Annotated in this window: 20 protein-coding genes; 9 read left to right on the top strand and 11 right to left on the bottom strand. The window is 70.0% G+C overall.

The features are described 5' to 3' along the window. Positions 1-17: 17 nt before the first annotated feature. From ACIQU3_RS16980 to ACIQU3_RS16935, 10 genes are all read right to left on the bottom strand, one after another. A complete protein-coding gene (locus tag ACIQU3_RS16980; RefSeq protein ID WP_403926157.1) occupies positions 18-461 on the bottom strand; it encodes a hypothetical protein in 444 nt (147 codons plus the stop codon). Positions 462-903: 442 nt separating this feature from the next. Next, positions 904-2,646 (bottom strand): relaxase/mobilization nuclease domain-containing protein, encoded by a 1,743-nt coding sequence (locus ACIQU3_RS16975; RefSeq protein WP_403925842.1) that lies wholly within the window; start codon positions 2,644-2,646, stop codon positions 904-906. Beyond that, positions 2,643-3,269, bottom strand: coding sequence for a plasmid mobilization protein (locus ACIQU3_RS16970; RefSeq protein ID WP_403925839.1), 627 nt, complete (start codon positions 3,267-3,269; stop codon positions 2,643-2,645). Before ACIQU3_RS16970 ends, ACIQU3_RS16975 begins: the two co-directional genes overlap by 4 nt. Further along, the gene (locus tag ACIQU3_RS16965) at positions 3,266-3,502 is read right to left on the bottom strand and encodes a hypothetical protein (RefSeq protein ID WP_403925836.1); all 237 of its coding nucleotides are present in this window, start codon (positions 3,500-3,502) and stop codon (positions 3,266-3,268) included. The genes ACIQU3_RS16970 and ACIQU3_RS16965 overlap by 4 nt, the downstream gene beginning before the upstream one ends. 85 nt (positions 3,503-3,587) lie before the next feature. Beyond that, the gene (locus ACIQU3_RS16960; protein WP_030422103.1) at positions 3,588-3,779 is read right to left on the bottom strand and encodes a hypothetical protein; all 192 of its coding nucleotides are present in this window, start codon (positions 3,777-3,779) and stop codon (positions 3,588-3,590) included. Continuing rightward, on the bottom strand, positions 3,776-5,371 hold the full coding sequence (locus ACIQU3_RS16955; protein WP_403925834.1) for a hypothetical protein: 1,596 nt from the start codon (positions 5,369-5,371) through the stop codon (positions 3,776-3,778). The genes ACIQU3_RS16960 and ACIQU3_RS16955 overlap by 4 nt, the downstream gene beginning before the upstream one ends. Then, on the bottom strand, positions 5,368-6,009 hold the full coding sequence (locus ACIQU3_RS16950; RefSeq protein ID WP_403925831.1) for a WhiB family transcriptional regulator: 642 nt from the start codon (positions 6,007-6,009) through the stop codon (positions 5,368-5,370). The genes ACIQU3_RS16955 and ACIQU3_RS16950 overlap by 4 nt, the downstream gene beginning before the upstream one ends. A 158-nt stretch (positions 6,010-6,167) precedes the next feature. Beyond that, on the bottom strand, positions 6,168-6,866 hold the full coding sequence (locus ACIQU3_RS16945) for a hypothetical protein (protein WP_403925828.1): 699 nt from the start codon (positions 6,864-6,866) through the stop codon (positions 6,168-6,170). 2 nt (positions 6,867-6,868) lie between these two features. Then, complete coding sequence (locus ACIQU3_RS16940; RefSeq protein WP_403925825.1) at positions 6,869-7,765, bottom strand: helix-turn-helix domain-containing protein; 897 nt, start codon at positions 7,763-7,765, stop codon at positions 6,869-6,871. Then, the gene (locus ACIQU3_RS16935; RefSeq protein ID WP_189722332.1) at positions 7,762-7,908 is read right to left on the bottom strand and encodes a hypothetical protein; all 147 of its coding nucleotides are present in this window, start codon (positions 7,906-7,908) and stop codon (positions 7,762-7,764) included. Before ACIQU3_RS16935 ends, ACIQU3_RS16940 begins: the two co-directional genes overlap by 4 nt. Before the next feature lie 745 nt (positions 7,909-8,653). Here ACIQU3_RS16935 and ACIQU3_RS16930 point away from each other — a divergent pair. The 6 genes from ACIQU3_RS16930 (at position 8,654) to ACIQU3_RS16905 (ending at position 14,147) form a co-directional block, all read left to right on the top strand. Beyond that, positions 8,654-9,085: an XRE family transcriptional regulator gene (locus ACIQU3_RS16930; RefSeq protein WP_280641287.1), complete on the top strand. Its 432-nt coding sequence runs from the start codon at positions 8,654-8,656 to the stop codon at positions 9,083-9,085. Between the two features lie 70 nt (positions 9,086-9,155). Next, entirely contained in the window at positions 9,156-9,632 is a 477-nt protein-coding gene (locus tag ACIQU3_RS16925; protein WP_242435748.1) for a hypothetical protein, read from the top strand. Continuing rightward, positions 9,629-10,837 (top strand): MAB_1171c family putative transporter, encoded by a 1,209-nt coding sequence (locus ACIQU3_RS16920; RefSeq protein ID WP_403925821.1) that lies wholly within the window; start codon positions 9,629-9,631, stop codon positions 10,835-10,837. The genes ACIQU3_RS16925 and ACIQU3_RS16920 overlap by 4 nt, the downstream gene beginning before the upstream one ends. Further along, positions 10,834-12,279, top strand: a complete 1,446-nt coding sequence (locus ACIQU3_RS16915) for an amidase family protein (RefSeq protein ID WP_403925819.1) — start codon at positions 10,834-10,836, stop codon at positions 12,277-12,279. Before ACIQU3_RS16920 ends, ACIQU3_RS16915 begins: the two co-directional genes overlap by 4 nt. Positions 12,280-12,466: 187 nt before the next feature. Then, positions 12,467-12,619 carry a hypothetical protein gene (locus ACIQU3_RS16910; RefSeq protein ID WP_403925816.1) on the top strand — a complete coding sequence of 51 codons (153 nt, stop codon included), beginning with the start codon at positions 12,467-12,469 and terminating at the stop codon, positions 12,617-12,619. Between the two features lie 73 nt (positions 12,620-12,692). After that, complete coding sequence (locus ACIQU3_RS16905; protein ID WP_403925814.1) at positions 12,693-14,147, top strand: hypothetical protein; 1,455 nt, start codon at positions 12,693-12,695, stop codon at positions 14,145-14,147. An 8-nt stretch (positions 14,148-14,155) separates the two neighbouring features. Here ACIQU3_RS16905 and ACIQU3_RS16900 read toward each other — a convergent pair whose 3' ends face one another. Beyond that, complete coding sequence (locus ACIQU3_RS16900; protein ID WP_403925811.1) at positions 14,156-14,677, bottom strand: NUDIX hydrolase; 522 nt, start codon at positions 14,675-14,677, stop codon at positions 14,156-14,158. Between the two features lie 213 nt (positions 14,678-14,890). Between ACIQU3_RS16900 and amcB the strand changes: the two genes are divergently transcribed. From amcB to ACIQU3_RS16885, 3 genes are all read left to right on the top strand, one after another. Then, positions 14,891-16,042 (top strand): cyclophane-forming radical SAM peptide maturase AmcB, encoded by a 1,152-nt coding sequence (amcB, locus tag ACIQU3_RS16895; RefSeq protein WP_403925808.1) that lies wholly within the window; start codon positions 14,891-14,893, stop codon positions 16,040-16,042. Beyond that, the gene (amcA, locus tag ACIQU3_RS16890; RefSeq protein ID WP_311667399.1) at positions 16,039-16,230 is read left to right on the top strand and encodes a multiple cyclophane-containing RiPP AmcA; all 192 of its coding nucleotides are present in this window, start codon (positions 16,039-16,041) and stop codon (positions 16,228-16,230) included. The genes amcB and amcA overlap by 4 nt, the downstream gene beginning before the upstream one ends. Positions 16,231-16,308: 78 nt before the next feature. Next, the gene (locus ACIQU3_RS16885) at positions 16,309-16,995 is read left to right on the top strand and encodes a pentapeptide repeat-containing protein (RefSeq protein ID WP_403925805.1); all 687 of its coding nucleotides are present in this window, start codon (positions 16,309-16,311) and stop codon (positions 16,993-16,995) included. Positions 16,996-17,006: the final 11 nt, after the last annotated feature.

Here is a 17,006-nt window from a genome sequence, read left to right as displayed (position 1 = left end):
GGTCGTAGGAGTGGTGGTCAGTGCCCGAGGTGGCGCAGGCAGTCCTCGAACGTGGCGTGCGTCGCGTCCGCCGGTCCGGAGTGCCGGTTGTACCAGGCGGTGTCGATGCGGGTCTCCTGCTGCTGGTGGCCTGCCCGGCAGCGCAGCCAGATCTCGCCACGGGTGGAGAGGATGAGCCAGTCCCGGTATGCGCCGCACTCGGTGCAGGCGGCCATCTCGCCTGCGACAACGAGGGGCTGCTTCCACGGCATCATCTTGCCGTCGACCTGGTTGTGGCTCGGCACGCGCAGTTCCGGCGGGAGGAAGTCGTCTACGACGGCGAGCGGCTCGGCGGGCTCCGGCTCAGGTGCCGGCACTCCGAAGCCGGGCGGGACCTGGCCCTGCAGCCGTGCATGTAGCTCGGCGAACTGCCTCTGAGCTTCGCTCGGCTCCTTGGCCCGGCGGCGTATCCGGTGAAACACCCTGGTGTCCTCCTCTACCTCGTCACCTCGTCTTGCGCGCTTCATGATCGTGCCCCACGCCTCCGGCGGTTTCAATTCACAAAGTCCACAGTCACCTCCGGCCAGGTCGGCAGGGGTACTCGGGCTTCTCGGCTGCCCATATGACGAGTTGGCCACGATGCGTGTCTTGCTACGGAGCGGCGGCGGTGCAACGGTGTGCCCGATCACGCGTCGTCGTTTCCCTCGAGCGCTCAACTTTGCGACGCCTACTGGCTCGATTCGCCTCACCTGCACCATGCCCGTCCGTCCTGCGGGTGCACGGATGCCGACGGCATCCGCATCGGATCTGGTCGCCACCGAGGTTCGATGTGGCGTACGACCATGCTGTGGATTGCGGGCGGACCGGTGGCGCTGCCCCTTCTCTCGGTGATGCGCTGAGGCCGCGTGCCGGCACCCAGTGGCCTTACCGGGCCTTACGTGATGTGTCCTCTCCGCTGCGCTGCTTGCCGGGCGCGGAGCGCCTGGTGGTCGTCCCGCGCGTTGCGGACCGGCGCCCTGCGGTGCTGGTCTCGGGCAGGTGGGAGGCGTCGGCGGGCAGATCGGCGGTCCGCCGCATCCGCCACACGAGTACGTCGCTGACGGAGTCCGCGGTGCCGAGTTCGCGGCGGCCGGCAACGTCGGACAGAAGGACGGCCGCGTCGTGGCCGGCGGCTTCGGCTTCCGCGATGGTCGCCGCCAGGGCGTACCAGCCGGGTTCGGCGAGGATCTGCTCGGCCAGCTCCGGCAGCGCCTCGCGCAGCAGCACGGTCTGTCGCTGGAGCATCGGTCGGCTCAGGCGTCGGCCGCGCTGGTAGAGCACGCCTAGGGGCTGGGCGGCGGCTGCCTGGTAGGCGGTGCGCAGGTGCGCGCCTGCCCGGGTAGCGGCCTCGGCCTGCTGGGCGTGCCCCTTCCTGGCATGCCAGTGCGCGGCGGCGGTGATGAGGAAGAACAGCATGTCGATGGCCATGGCCGTGGTGGCTCCGTCCTCGCCGCGGCCGAGGGCCGGGCCGCCTTGGACGAGGTCGCGGGCGGCCTGCCGCAGGGCTCGATCGTGCCCGCGCACGGCGCGGACGTGAGAGCGCGAGGCCCGTTCGAAGTCCGTTGCAGCGTCGCGCAGTTCGCGGCGAGTGTGGGCGGCGGAGGTCTTCGCGAGCGCATCCAGGACCTCGCCAGCTGCTGCGATGTGGGCAGCGGCGACCGCGTCCTCGCCGTGCTCGACGACAAGCACGGCCTGCCACACGGCCGAGGCCGTCCCGCGGCGTGCGGCGGCCGGACTACCCGGGCCCGTACGGATCGCACCCTCCCGCCGGGCAGCCGGAACGTCCTGCGCGTCACCGGCCCAGCGCTCGCGGATGCGGGGCAGCGACAGGTCGGGGGCTAGGCGCGCGCCCGGGTAGAACACCGGCTCGCCGTCCTTGTTCAGGTCATCGGGCAGGGCGACCTTGTATCCGAGGAGGTCGCCAGAGGGAGCGGCGCGCTTGCGGATCAGGAGGCCGGCAGCGGCGAGCCGGTCGAAGAACTCCTCGTCGCTCCTCGCGCCAGCCACCGCCCGTCGTACGGTTTCGCGCAGTTCCTCGCGGGCGGTGCGCTCGCGACCCTGCCGCTCGGCTTTGTGGCGTTCGGCGCTGGTGGGCCATTGGGCTGCGGTGCCGTCGCCGGGTGCGACCTGGTGGAGGCCGAGTTTCTTCTCGATGAGCCGGGCTTCTGCCTGGGCGCGGGCGCCGGAGCGGAAGTCGTCGGGGCGGTGGCCGTCCTCGGTGACGAGGGTGGCGACGATGTGGATGTGGTCATCGGCGTGGCGTACGGCTGCCCAGCGGCAGCCGGGCTGTCCGTCGCCGGGGTCGATGCCGGTGGCGGCGACGATGCGGCGGGCGATGTCGGCCCACTCCTCGTCGGACAGGATCCGGTCGCCGGGGTCGGCGCGTACGGAGGTGTGCCACACGTGCTTGGCCGGGCGGGCGTGCTTGGCGAGGGCCATCACGGGCTGGTCCAGGAGCTGCTGGAGGTCTGTGAGGGTGGCGCTCGGGTCGCGGCCGGGGTCGGGGGACATGCCGTCGAAGGAGGCGACGAGATGGGGGTCGGTGTGATCCTCGTACTTGCCGGTCTCGTAGAGGTAGTAGAGGAGACCTCTGGTGTCCGACCCGGACGGGTTGACGCTGGGGATCATGAGCCGTGGTGCTCGATCAGCCGTGTGGCGGCTTCGTGGGCGGTGTCGGCGGCACGCCGTACGGCGGCGACGGCCGCTTCGAGCTGAGGAACGTCTGTACCGGAGTTGAGCGCCTTGACTGCCTGGTTGAGATTGCTGCCGGCCCAGCCGAGCCGGCGTCGGCTGTCGAACAGGGCTGTGATGACTTCGCGTTCGTCGGCGATCTCGGCGCTGGTGCGGTTGAGGTCGCGGGCGGCGGCGAGCGCGGAGCGGGCGAGGAACCCGGCGACGGACAGATTGCACTGGGCGGCGGCGGACTTGATCAGGGCGAACTCATCATCATTGAAACGTGCGTTGGGCTGGTGTAGGCGCTTCTTCTCGGGCGACTGGCGCGGACGCTGGCGGGCGCGAGGAGCGCGCTGTCGGCGTACACGCGGTTCAGCCTGCTTCTCCTCCTGCCTTGGCTTCGATCCGCCCCCGGTCGAAGCCTCAAGGACCTGCGCCCCCCAGTGCAGGTCCTCTCCCGCCCCCTCGGGGGTGGGTTCGGCGGAAGCTACGCTTCCGCCCCAACTTGCTCGCCGCGCGACCGAGTTGGAGTCGGGATCAGGTTCCGGGGTGGTGCCGTTCTTGCGTGCGTTCGTCATCGGGATTCGGGCCTCGTGGAGCGGGTGCGCTGCTGGATGGTTGCGGCCAGCGCGAGGACATCGGCTGGGCTGGCAAGGACGAGGACCGGTCCGTCGGGGCGGTCCTGGACGAGCCACTGCCCGGTCGGCGTGAGGACGACGGCGTGTAGGAGTTGCCGGCGGACCAGGACGTCCGCCCAGGCATCGGCCTCGGCGGTGGTGGGCTCGGAAGAACGAGGTGGACGCGGAATCACGGCGTACCTCCTAAGCGGGGCGGTGGCCCGGCACGGAGCCGGGCCACCTTTGCGGGCACGGGCTTTGAACTGGGGTTTTGCCGGTTCAGCCGCACTCGGGGCAGCGCCCGACGTGGCTATTGAGCGCGCGGGCCATCCGCTGTTTCGCCGAGGCAGCTTGCTTCGCGCTGGACTTCGCCGCTGGCCTGCCTGCGTGCCGCTCGGAGTGAGCGAGCATGAACCCGATCTCTCGCTCGTACTCCGCGCGGACGGTGTTGAACTGGTGGCAGGTCTTCATCGGGCGGTGCTCCTCGTCGTCGTGATGTCCTCGTTCCGCAGCTCCTGGAGGACGAGGCCGAGTCGGTCGTTACCGACACCCGTCAGGCCCTGGCGGCGGATGATTTCGCGCAGCTGCACCCGGGTGATCGCTCCGTTGCCGTCCCGTTCGAGCAAGGCGGGAACATGCGGGCGCACTTCGTGGACAAGCTGGCGCTCGGACTCGCCCAGCTCGCGTGCCGGGCGCTCCGTCTGCGGAGAGCGGGACCGGGCACGGTTGTCCTTGTTCTTCGTCCTGGACTTCCTGGCCGGCTTCCGGCGGAGTGGGACCTTGTGTCCTCGGTCCTGGGTGGTCTCGGTCCCGGACTCGGTGGCGGTCGGTCCTCGGTCCTCGGCGCTCTCGGTCCCCGACTTCGCGAGGCTCGGTCCCCGATGAGAATCTGGGTCCTGAGCTGCTACCTCTCGCGCGTTGCGGTCGGTCCTCGTGGCCGCTGTGTCCCGCGCTGCGGCTTCTGGATCGGCGGGACCGGTCCCCGGGACCGCGCCGTCTTCAGGGGACTTGGTCCCCGCGGTCGTTCCCGTTTCGTCGCCCTTGGTCCCCGCGCCGACCTTGGCTTCAGGGTCCGCCTCCTCGGGGACCGGTCCCCAAGGAGTCCTCGGTCCTCGGTCCGGGACCGGCTCGTCGGAACCGTCGGGGCCGGGGACGGGGACCGGCACATTCGATGTCGACTGTGCGGGGACCGTGGCCGCCGATGCGCTGCTGTGCGCCGGGGACCAGGGAGAAGGGAGCGGGACCGTGGCGAGCGCGAGCGCGTGTCGCCGGGCGGCGAGCTGGTCGAGCAACTGTGCTCGCTGGAGGGGGTCGGTGCCGACCGAAGCCCTGCCGACCGCCTTCGACAGGCGTCGGGTCAGCCACCGGCCTCGATGGTTCCGCTGCTGCTCGGGTGTGCGCTCGGCGAGGCGGGCGGCGAGGGTGACCGCACGGGCGGTGGCCCGGTCCCGGGTGATCTGTGCGGCGTCGCGGTCTCGCGCGGCGATGCCGAGGCGGGAGAGGAGACGCTCGCGTGCCTCCCGGCCCAGGACGGCGATCAGTCCTTTTGAGGCGGCGCCGGGTGTGCGCAGGCGCAGTTCGATGCCCATGGCCAGGTGCCACAGCATCGCCGCCATGACTGGTCCGACGAAGGCGCGGACCGTGCCGCCGATGGGGCCGCTCTCTGCGTAGGCGGGGATCACCTGCACCGTGGTGATCACCCAGACTAGCGTGCCCGGCAGGCCGGGGGCGCCCTGGACGGCGAGGTTCTGCCGTGCCATCAGCGCGGTGGCGAACAGGGCGAGTTCGGCGGCGGCGAACATGCCGGCGCGCTCGGCGGCGCCGGCCATGTCGAGGTAGTCGGCGGCGAACCGCCACGAGGTGTCGGCGCTGTAGGCGGTGCAGCCGAGGGCGGCGACGGCGGCGACCTTGACCGCCGGGCCGCCGAGACGCTTCTGCGAGCGAGATCCCCGGCGCCGGATGGTCCAGGCGGTCAGCACGAGCGCGAGGGTGGCGGGCACGACGGCGGCGAGGAGGAGAGGGAGGTCCGAAGTAGCACCGAAGGCGAGGACGGGGTGGGTCATGCTGCCTTTCCGAGAGGGACGTGCGTCGGGGGCGACGCTGCCGGGCGGCCTGCCGGCTGCTGCCTGCCGGGAGCTGCGGGCGCGGAGGCGCCCTTGGCCTTGGAGGTCTTCTTCCGCTTCTTCTTGGGGCTGGGTACGCCGTAGTTACGGTCGCGGTCGAGGACCTTGTTGGCGGCTTGCCGGAGCAGGTCTCGGGCGTGCTTGTGGCTGATCTGCAGGGCGGCGGCGAGCCGGTCGGGCTGCCAGCCCCGGACGTAGGCGTGGTCGATGGCGACCTGGCGCTCGGCCTCGGTCAGGTGCACGTCGCGTCCCTGGAAGAAGGCGGTCACGCGCCGGTAGTCCAGGCGCTGGTGCAGTCCGTCGTGCAGTGGGCGCCGCTCGGCTTCGGTGAGGCCGCCCCAGACGCCCTCCTTGAGGACGTTCTCCAGGGCGAAGTCCAGGCACTCGCGGCGTACGGGGCACCAGCCGCACAGCTCCTTCGCCTCTGCGATCTCCTCGTGGTCCCGGGGCCCGGGGAAGAACACGGCGTCGGCGTCTTCGACGTCCATGCCGTGGCACGTTGCGCGGGTGTGCCAGCTGGTGTCTGCGATGCCGCGCAGGCCGGTGGCCGGCGCGTCGTGGGTGGTGATGTGGCGCAAGGCGGGTCTCCGATGTGCTGCCGCGGCGGCCGGCTAGGGCGGTGCTCGGCGGGTGCGGCGTCGGGTGCCGGCTGCGGCGCGGGGCGTGCGTCGCAGCCGGTGCGGGACGTGTCGGGTGGCGGTGCAGCGGACGGGGGTGCACGCGCCGGGTGCGCCGGTCAGGCCAGGGCGGGCTGCTGGGCCTGCTGGGCGGTGGCGAGGTCGAGGCGGCCGGGGTGCGGGGTGGCGCGCGGGGCGGTTGCGCGGGCTCCGCCGTCGGGGCCGATCCTTCGGCGGCGGCATGCTTCGCCGGGCTGGGCCAGGCACCACTCGCACCGCACGCTCAGGGCATCGGGCAGTCCCCGCGTGACAGCGGCCTCACGGGCTGCGCGGGCGGGTCGGTAGGGCGCGAGGGCTGCTCGGGCGGCGGGCGGTATGCAGGAGCCGATCTCCCGCAGCCGCGCCTCCAGCTTCGGGTCGACTCCGTCGCGACCGCTGGTGATTGCTCGGGCCTGCACGGGCTGGGCGGTGCCGGTGGCGACGGCGCGGCGGGTGCCGGCCAGCTCTGCGGTCCAGGCGGCCTGGTCGTCTGGGTCGACGGACGGCGTGGGATCGGAGTGCCTCGCCAGGCGGTCGCGCCGGTAGCTCTCCCAGGGGCGGGCCACATCCGCGGGCAGGATCTGGTACGGCGAGGTGCGGATGTGCTGGCGGGCGGCGACGCGGACGTCCCAGCCGTGCGGGGTGGCCATCGGCACGTCGCCGAGCAGCTCGTGCCACTGGGCGAGCTGGTCGCGCGCCTCACCTTGGGCGGTGCGGATGGTGCGGGGGTCGAGTCGGCCGATGTAGGCCAGCAGGGCTGCGATTTCGCGGCGGTCCACGGTCAGCCCTCCGTTCCGGTCGGCTCGTCGAGGGCGGCAAGCAGGGCGGCGGTGTGGGCCTCCGTCCGCGTCATGCCCCCCGGTACGGCGGTGTTCTTGCCGGGCACGGCGTAGAGGTTCGGTCGGCTGGGAGCGTGCTCCCGGGCGACCCAGGAGCGCCAGTCGGCAGCCCAGGCTTCCGCCGCCCTCGGAGCATGGCCCGCCCGGTGTGCACGCCACTTCGCGTCGGCGGCCCGCAGGCCCTGCTCGCCGAGGCGATCGAGGTGTCCCTGCTGGCGGGCCCAGGTGTGGGTGGCGGAGTCGACCTGCCACTCGGCAGCCGGGAGGACGGCAGCACCACTACTGCTGTACCTCCGGTTCAAATCAGGTTCACTACGGTTCTGTGTGCCGGTAGCCGGTACATCGCTGTGCCGGTGGCCGGTACATCGCTGTGCCGGTTTCCGCCTCGACCTGCCGGTTTCCGGTACTGCCGGATTCCGGACCCTCGCGGGGGATTCCGGCACCTCACGCGGGCGGATTCCGTACCGCCGCAGAGCCGAGAGCCGAAGCTTCGCGGGGCCCGCGGGCTCGTCTGCTGCTGTGTCGCTGTCTTCCTGCTCCTGCTGCTCGCGCTGGGCCAGGGCGACCACTTCGGCGGCGAGAGGCATGCGGTAGACCGTGCTGCGCTGCGGGCCTACGAGGTCATCGAGCTGTTCCAGCTCGCCGGCCAGGATCAGGCGCTCGACGGCTTCGCGCACCGTGGAGACCGAGGCGCGGGTCCGCTTGGCCAGGCTGGACAGCGAGGCCCAGGAGATGCACTGCTCGTCGGCCACCCGGTCGGCGATCGACAGCAGGACCAGGCGCGCGGCCCCTCGGCTGGAGCTGTGCTCCCACACCCACTCGCGGGCTTCGCTGCTCATCGGCCGCTCCAGACGAGCGGGCGGGTCCGGCTGCTCGCCGGGGCCAGGGTGGTGCGGTCCGGCTCGGGGCACTGAGGCGCCGAGGCGGTGGTGGCTGCCGCGCAGGCCAGGCGGAAGGGCCTTTTGCGCAGGGCAGGAGGCATGCGATACTCCCCTTTGCAGTGTTGCCACGCTGACGCGCCCCTCGGAAGGACTCAGCGTGGTGATGGTGGGCAAGCTCCGCCCTTGCCGGGGCGGGTATGCCGCTTAGCGTTCGGCGTCCGTGAGTTACCGCTCTCGGGCGCCGTCGCTGTTTGCGGACCTTCGCGGTCCGGTCCGTGCTCGCGGTCTCCTCACGTTCGTCGCCGCAGGCGGGCTGCCCGGGGACGACGAACATACGCACGGACCGGTGTCAAGATCCAGACTTGGTTCTTAAACTCTGTACTGGTTGCAGAGAGTCGCCGAACAGTCGTGTGCCGCAGCCGTCCGCACAGGACCTGGCCGGATCCGTCCTCGCGTCGAAGCGCACCGTTGCCGCGGTTGCCCCGTACGCCGAGAGCGTGCCATTGTGTCCGAATCGGAGCAGGAGTCTGCTATTCCCCGCAGCGCAAATGCGATGTGGATGAGGTGTTTCCACGGTCGCCTCCGCGCTTTCCGGTCGAAGATCAAATACGGCCTGCCAGACGTGACTTATGTCGCTGGGTGAATGTGGCTTGCGCCACGTCGCCCGGCGTACTCCTGTCGGCAGAAGCGGACAGGTCGACCTGAAACAGGCGGTACGCGCCACACGGAAACGTGCTGGTGGGGAAGAACTTTCCATACGTGTGATCGCCGCGTCAAACTGGTGTTTATGGCAGGTAGGGTGGCTGGAGTTGCGAGGAAGCCCGCCCTGGAAAGGATCATGAAAGAGTGGCCGAAGGTCAGGTGAGCCCCAGGGGGCTCATGGATCGCCTAAACCGCCTGTTCGACACTGTGCACCCGCCCGATCGTGGCCCTTACAGCAACGCTGAAGTAGCCGAACTGATGGAGAAGCGAGGGCTGGGCAAGCTGTCGGGGCAGTACCTGTGGCTCTTGCGGACCGGGCAGCGTGATAACCCGACGAAGCGTCATCTCGAAGCGCTCGCAGGGTTCTTCGGCGTGGATCCCGCCTATTGGTTCGACGATGCTGTCGCCGAAAAGACCGTGCAGGAACTTGAGTTGCTCGCGCTGCTTCGCGATGCGAAGATCAAGAACGTTCTTCTTCGCCTATCCGACGTCTCCGCAGACGGAAAGGATGCCGTCCTGGGGATCGTTGAGAGTGTACGAAAATCCGAGGGGTTGCCGCCCTCAACTGGCGCATAAACGGCTGTAGTTCAGTAAATGATCAAGGAAAGCAATGTGGTCTGCACGTAGGCTGCGTCGGCCTGACCTCGTGGCCGAGCTGAAGCTCCCCCACGTCACCAATATCCGCGACCTCAGCGACGAGGTCTCTCGCCGCACGGGACGGACGGTGGTCCTGGAGCCCCGGGAGCAGGCGCCCTCGGTGTGCGGGGCATGTGCCGTTACAGAGAGTGCCGTCCACGTTTTCTACGACCCGTGGACCAGCGTCCTGCACCAGGACCACATCATCGCCCACGAGTTCAGCCACCTACTGCTCGGCCACCACGAGAACCGACCGGTCTCCGCGCTGGCTCCGGCCTTCATCACCAGCGTGGACCCGGCCACTGTGCAGATGATGTTGGGGCGCACCAAGTACGACGAGGACGAGGAGCGAGACACCGAACTCCTGGCATCGCTGCTCCAGCGCCGGATCATCGACCGGTGGTTGCGCAGCGACGAGTCGTCCGGGGACGAAGTACAGGATCGTGTGACGCACACGCTGCTGCGCCGACGGGAGGCCCGGCCGTGAAGGACCTGCTCCACCCGATCAGCCTATTCGTCGCGATGCTCGGCTTCCTCTGCCTCCTGCGGGACGTGCCCACCAGGCGCCGCGACCCCGCCTCCGCCGCGCTGGCCGCTGTCTTCCTGCTGTCAGGGCTCTCGTTCCTGTTCTCCATCACGCCGATGTGGAACTACCTCGACCGCGTGCTCGGCACCGTCAACATCTCCGTGCCCCTCGCGCAGGGCTGCGTGGTCGCGCTCCTGGCCTGCCAACAGGTGGTCCTCACCTACTGGGGATCCCCGCCCGAGGTAGCCCGCCGGCGCAGTCGCCGCTGGCTCTGGGCCGGCTTCGCGGTGATCGCCGGGCTGCTGGTGCTGTTCGCCCTGCTGACGCCCAACGCGCCGCACCCGGTCGACTTCACGCTCTACTACGCGCACGACGACTGGTACGCCGCGTACCTCACCCTGTACGTCACGGCCTACACCATCGGCGAAGTCTTGCTCGCCCGCGCCTGCTGGCGCTTGGCCCGCCGCAGCACTCGCGGGTCCGTCCGCGTCGGCCTGTGCATCGTCACCCTCGGCGCGACCGTCACCCTCGGATACAGCGCCGTCCGCATCGGCAACGTGATCGCCGGCGCCTTCGACACCTCCCTTGCGGAATGGGAGGGCTTTGCCTGGACCTGCGGCGATGTCGGCGCCATGCTCACGCTGATCGGCTGGCTCGTGCCCACCATCAGCGACCAGGCCCAGAGCGTCCGGTACCGGATCAAGCAGTACCGCAGCTACTACGGCCTGCGCCCCCTGTGGCTGGCCTTCTACAGCGAGGCACCCGAGATCGAGCTGCCGATCGACAGAGTCGACCCGGCGCAGAGGCGCCACTTCCGCCGCATCTCGATCCGGCTCTACCGCCGAGCCGTCGAGATCCGGGACGGCCGGTTCGTGATCCGCCAGTACCTCGACGCCGCCGTCCGCGAGGCCAGCGAAGCCCGTCACCGGGCCCGAGGGCTCCACGGAAAGGATCTGTCCGCGGCCGTCACGGCGGACCAGATCCTCGCCGGAATCGCGGCCAGGGCCGCCGGCGCCCGCCCGGAGCCCGACCAGCTCACCGAGTTCGCCGACTTCGAACGCCAGACCACCAGGCCCATGGACGACATCGACGCTCTCCTCGACGTCGCGCGCCACCTGCCCCGCCAGCCCGCACGAGCCCCCCACCTTGAGCGAGTCTCCGCATGACGAACGACCTCACCCACCAGCCCGCCCACGTCCAGCTCCGGGCCCTGGACCGCGGCGAGATCTCCAGCCGCGAACTGCTCGACCTGCACCTCGCCCAGATAGACGCCAGCCAGATCAACGCCGTCGTCACGCGCGACGACGGCGCGGCCCGCGCCGCCGCGCACGCAGCCGACGAGCGCCGCGCCCGCAGCGAGAGCACCGGCGTCCTCAACGGCCTTCCCCTCACGATCAAGGACAGCTTCGAGACGGCCGGCCTGCGCACCACTAGCGGCGCCGAAGACCTCGCCGACCACGTCCCCACACGCGACGCCGACGCGGTCGCCCGGCTCCGCCACCAGGGTGCCGTCATCATGGGCAAGACCAACACTCCGGCGTACTGCCAGGACCTGCACACCGACAACGCCCTGTTCGGCCCCACGCTCAACCCACACGACCCCAAGCACACCACCGGCGGCTCCTCCGGAGGCCCCGCCGCAGCAGTCGCCGCCCACCTGACCCCCGCCGACCTCGGCAGCGACCTCGCCGGCTCCCTGCGGCTCCCCGCCCACTACTGCGGCGTCTACGGCCTGCGCCCCACCCACGGACTTATCCCAGCCCGCGGCCACATCCCCCGCCCGCCGGGATGGATCTCGAGCAGCGACATGGTCACCCCCGGCCCCCTGGCCCGCCACCCCCGCGACCTAGACCTGCTCCTCGCCGCACTGACGACACCGTCACCCGACGAGAACAACCCCTGGAGCGTCACGCTGCCCACTGCGCAGCGCCCGATCGGCCAGCTCCGCGTGGCGGTGTGGGCCGACGACGCGAGCTGCCCCGTCGACCGCAACATCGCCGATGCTGTCGCCGCCCTCGAAGGGACACTCGCCTCCGCCGGCGCCAGTGTCCACCGCACTGCGGGGTCGGTCGGCTTCGCCGAATCCCTCCGTCTCTTCGAGCAGCTCCTCCACGCCACCACGACGGCCGCCACCGACGATGCCGCCGGCGCGGCCGAACTCGCCGCCGCCCGTGACCTGCACACGGATGACGCGAGCCCACGGGCCGCCATCCTCCGCCACCGAACGCAGACACATCGCGCCTGGCTCCGCGCCAACGAGGAGCGCCTCCGGCTCCAGCAGACGTGGCACCGGTTCTTCGCCGACGGTCAGTACGACGTCCTCATTACGCCCGCCGCTCCCACCGCGGCGGTCCCGGCCGGGAGCCGTTCTCTCACGGTCGACGGCGTCGAACGGAGCTTCTTCGACCAGACCGGCTGGGCCAACCTCACCAGCCACGTCGGTCTGCCCAGCCTTGTAATGCCTATTGCGCACGGCGCCGACGGCCTCCCGATCGGTGTGCAGCTCGTAGGACCGGCCTATTCGGACCGGACCCTGCTCGTGATGGCCGAGCACATGGCGCTCCTGCTCGGAGGGACGGCCGAGGGCGTCACACCATGGAGCGGATGACCTCTACGTCACCGTTGTAGGTGACTGCGTCTTCATCGGCGGTAGGCGGTTCGAACCGAGCGAAGAAGTCGTCCAAGGCTTCGGGAGTGACGGTCAAGGCATTGGCGTCTCGACGCTGGTTGCGTGCGGCGAGGCGCCGCAGGAGGGCCTCCTTGGACGCCGGCAGGTAGACGCGAGGAGCAATGCGATGAGCCAGTCGAAGAAGGCCGCGACGCCGAAGGTGACCGCCGAGTCGGTGCAGGTCCTTCAGCGCCGGGTGAAGGCACTCGCCGCGACCGGTGCCACCAGCCTCGCGCCGACCACGTACGGCCTTGAGTGCTGGGTAGCGTCGCGACCCTGAACACGCGTTGGCTGTAGTCGAGTTGGGTACGGTCCGACCGGCGGTCTGGGTCGTTCGGCGGCGGAGGCGAATCATGAAGAGTGCGCACCTGGGGCTCGCGGCGTTCGAGACCAGAGCAAGCGAGGCTGCCCGGACCCTGCTGAACAACCAGGGATACGACGGCGGGTGGGGCCTCACCCTGACCTCGGTTTCGTCGATCGTCAACACCAGCGAGGTCCTGCCGATTCTGTGGGCCGCAGGCATCGCCGGAAAGCCGGTTCGCCAGGGGCTTGACTTCCTCACCAGCGCCATTCCGGAGCACTCGCGGCCCCGGCCCAAAGGCGGTCGTGGTGAGCACACCCGGTTCATCGCCTTCGGCCTGGCCGGACTGCTGTCCCACCCTCGCTTCTTCCACCACAACGGCGTCGCGGAGACCGCCGCTTGGTGCGTCGGCTGGCTGGAGGACCACCAGGTCGACCACGGCTGGCCCGAAGTCCTCGGACTCGACGACACCTCGCTGCACCAGACCGCCCTGGTGGTGCACCGGCTCGCCGAGCTCAGAGATGCCCTCCACGACTTCGGCCCTGGACTCCTTTTACCCGGCGGGGTGGAGACCAACGGCCTGCTGGAGCGCGTCGAACCGCTGATCGACCACGGAGTGCACGGCCTGCTTTACCACCGGCGCCCCAGCGGGGCTTGGGGGTGGCGTACCTACGTCGACACCGACCCGAGCCCGAGCAAGACAGCGCTGTGCCTGCTCGCGCTGTCGGCCGTCTGTGCCGGAACTGGGCCCGGCGGCGAGCCTGCCTACCGGGACGTCCCGCGGGAGGTGGGCGGGGTGCACGGCCCGGTGCAGCACAAGCGGCTGTCCGACGTGGTCGTCGAGGCCGGCCAGTGGCTGCTGCACAACCACCACCGGTGGGAGGAGTTCGTCGAGGACGACAAGGACGTACAAGGCACGGCCTGGGAGCACATGGCGTACGCGCTGTGCACCCAGGCCGCCATCCGGGCCGGCGCGAGCCCGCGCGATCCCCGCCTCGCCAAGGCGTGGAAGCTGATGAACGACCTGTGGGACCCGGAGGCGGGGCTGTGGAACGAGCCGGGTGCCTCGGGCAAACGCGCAACCATCCGGGCCGCGTACTACACGGTGTCGGCCTACGAGGAAGCGATGCAGCGTCTGGCCCGGATGAACCTTGCCGACACCACCTCCGAGCACGCGAGCGAGGCGTCGGCCGAGATTGCCATCGTCCATGTCGCCCTCGGGCCGGGCCGGACCGTCCTCCTCGGGGCACGCGACAGCGAAGGAAGCGTGGCGTGTGAGCTGTCGGAGCGCCTGTTCGACGTGGTGAAGGTCGTGTACGACGCCCCCGAGGCCGGAATGGCGACCGAGCGGATCGCGGCGAAGCTCTACGTCGCCCCGTCCTCGGTGCCCAAGTACGTTCAGCGCCTCAACCACGCCGTCTCCACGGCCTTCGGCGGTGCCCCGGCCCGGCTACTGCTGGCCAGCACGGTGGACGGGGCCAGCGGGTATCGCCTCGCAGGGCGGTAGGCCGCCGCCTACGACGTGGCGCGCTCCCCGGCCACCGGGTAGTTCAGCAGGGCGAACCGAGCCAGGGAGCGGACCTGGTCGAAGGTCTTGAGGGTGTCGAGGTCCTCCAGGCCGAACCAGGCGGCCCCGTGCACCTCTTCGAGCTGCGCCTCCACGGCCTGTTCCCGGGCGCCCGGCTGCCGCTGGACGTAGAAGAACTGGACCAGCGCCGGCGTCGGAAAGCCTTCGCGCTCGATGTCCACATAGAACGGCACGGGTTCAGGAGTGGCGTTGTGGTCGGCCGGGTGGATAGCCGGCTGGCTGGAGATCGCCTCCACCAGCAGCCCCGTCTCCTCCTTGAACTCCCGCACCGCCGTGCCCGCGAAGGACTCCCCGGGCTCGATATGACCGCCCGGCGGAACCCATTTGTCGAAGCGGTTGTGGTGCACAAGCAGCACTTTGCCACGCTCGACGAGGTAGCCCGAGCAGCAGTACACCAGACCGATATCGCGGGCGGTCTGGCCGTCGTGGATCAGAATCGAGCGAGGCACCCCGCCACGATAGCCCACAGGAAGCACTCGAACTCCCGTGCAGATGACGCCACTTCAGCGCAGTGTCAGCGCCGCCCCGATGACATGTCATCGGCAATGACAGCGCGATGTCATCGCGTACACGTCATCGCGGATCGGATCGTGGTCGCATCCCGCTCCGCGGCACCCACCGCGGACCGGCGTTGCCCTCTGTCCGTTGAGGAGAGGACCCTGATGCGCTCTCGCCCCTTCCCGTGGCGTGCCCGGTACCAGCAGCGGTTCGCGGCGCCGCAGACCGTGGTGGTCCAGCCCACGACCTGGTGCAATCTGGACTGCCGGTACTGCTACCTGCCGTTTCGCAAGCTCAAGCACCAGATGCCCCTGGAGGTGGCCGAGGCCCTGGCGCAGGCGGTGGCCCAGTTCGACGACAGCGGCCATCCGATCGGCATCGTCTGGCACGGCGGGGAGCCGCTCGCCGTGGGCCAGCAGAAGTTCGCCGCCCTGCTCGCGCCGTTCGAGGTCCTGCGGCGAGCGGGCCGAGTACACCACTATGTGCAGACCAACGCGACGCTGGTCACCGAGACGTGGTGCGACCTGCTGGCCGCGTACGACGTCCGCGTCGGGGTGAGCATCGACGGGCCGGCCGCCTTGAACGCCGAGCGCGTCGACTTGCGAGGCAAGCCCGCCTTCGACCGGATCCTGCGTGGCACCTCGCAGCTGCGCGAGCACGGCATCCCGTTCTCCGTCATCTCGGTGGTCGGCACCCTGGGCATCGCGATGCCGGAGGAGCTGTTGGAGTTCTTGACCTCGTTGGGCGGCCATTCGGTGGGCTTCAACATCGAGGAGATCGAAGGGGTCAACACCGACCGGCAGCCGCCCACCGCGGTCCAGGCCGAGGAGTTCTGGCGCCGCACCCTCACCTGGGCCCGCGAGCATCCTGGCGCCCCGGCGGTCAGGGAAGTCGAACGGCTCGCCGAGTACCTCCAGCTGATCCGTTCCGGCCAGAGAGCTGAGTGGGACGGGCGCCGCCTCGACCCGATCCCCACCGTCTCCTGGAAGGGCGACGTGGTCCTGCTCTCCCCGGAACTCGCGGACACGGCGGCGCCCGAGTACGGCAACTTCATAGCTGGCAACATCCTCAACCGCCCTCTGCCCGAGATCCTCCGTGATGCTCACCGGCTGCGCTACGTACGCGACTTTCTCACCGGCCTGGACCGCTGCCAGGCCGAATGCGAGTTCTTCGACTTCTGCCGCGGCGCACAGGCCGCCAACCGCTACTTCGAGAGCGGCGACCTCAAGACGACCGAGACCAACTACTGCCGGGTCTCCCGGCAGGCCCTGGTCACGGCCCTGTCCACGCTCGCAACCAAGGAGGCTCTTGCATGAAGATCCTGGACCGACTCGCCACATCCGACACCCCCGTCGTGATGGAGTTGATAGCCACGCACGACGCCCTGCCCCCGGTGATCGTTGAAGGAGCGTGGGACAACCGGCCCACGTGGGACAACTGGGCGAAGAACCCGGCTCCCTTCGACAACCGCCCGACCTGGGACAACTGGAACAAGAAGAAGTGAGTAGTCGTCCCGCTGCTGGCACGCCCCTGGGCGTGCCAGCAGCGCCGGCGACCGAGCCACTGCGCTGAAAGGCTGTTGATGGTCACCTGCACGATCCGCCGTACGAGCGTCACGCTCCCTGCCCTGAACGAGCCGGGCCTCTACCTCTCGAACGTCACCTCGCTGGAGGGCGGGCGTGGCCGGGTGGCGGAGTTCCACTACGCCGACGCCGACCTGCGGGACCTCGACCTGGCCGACACCCACCTGATGGACGGACGGATCACCGGCCTCAAGGCCCAGCGCACCCGCCTGGAGAAGCTCCGCGTCGACTCCGTGGAGTTCACCGGCTGCGACCTGGCCTCCCTGCAGTGGACCGACAGCAAGATCTCCCGAGCCGTCTTCCGCGACTGCAAACTCATGGGCGCCGCACTCGAAGACGTGACGCTCGACAACGTCCTGTACGAGAACTGCAAATTTGACTACAGCACCCTCACCCGCGTCCGGGCCACCGGCCCCGTGATCTTCGCCAAGTGCTCGCTGCGCGAGACCACCTTCGCCGCCGCTGACCTCGGCGCCGCCCTGATCAACGACTGTGATCTACGGCTGACCCAGTTCGACAGCGGAAAGTACCGCGGCCTGGACCTCCGGGGCAACGACCTCGCCCAGCTTCGCGGCCTGGCCTCGCTCAAGCAGGTCGTCATCGACCGCGCCCAGACGCTCCAGCTGGCGGAGGCCCTCGCCGCCGAACTGGACGTCACCTTCGGTGAAGACCTCGACGACAAGTAGCAGCGCACCTG

Origin of the sequence: Streptomyces sp. NPDC101110 (assembly GCF_044759525.1) — a bacterium.
GTDB lineage: Bacteria > Actinomycetota > Actinomycetes > Streptomycetales > Streptomycetaceae > Streptomyces.
This window is presented reverse-complemented; position numbering and strand designations above follow the sequence as displayed.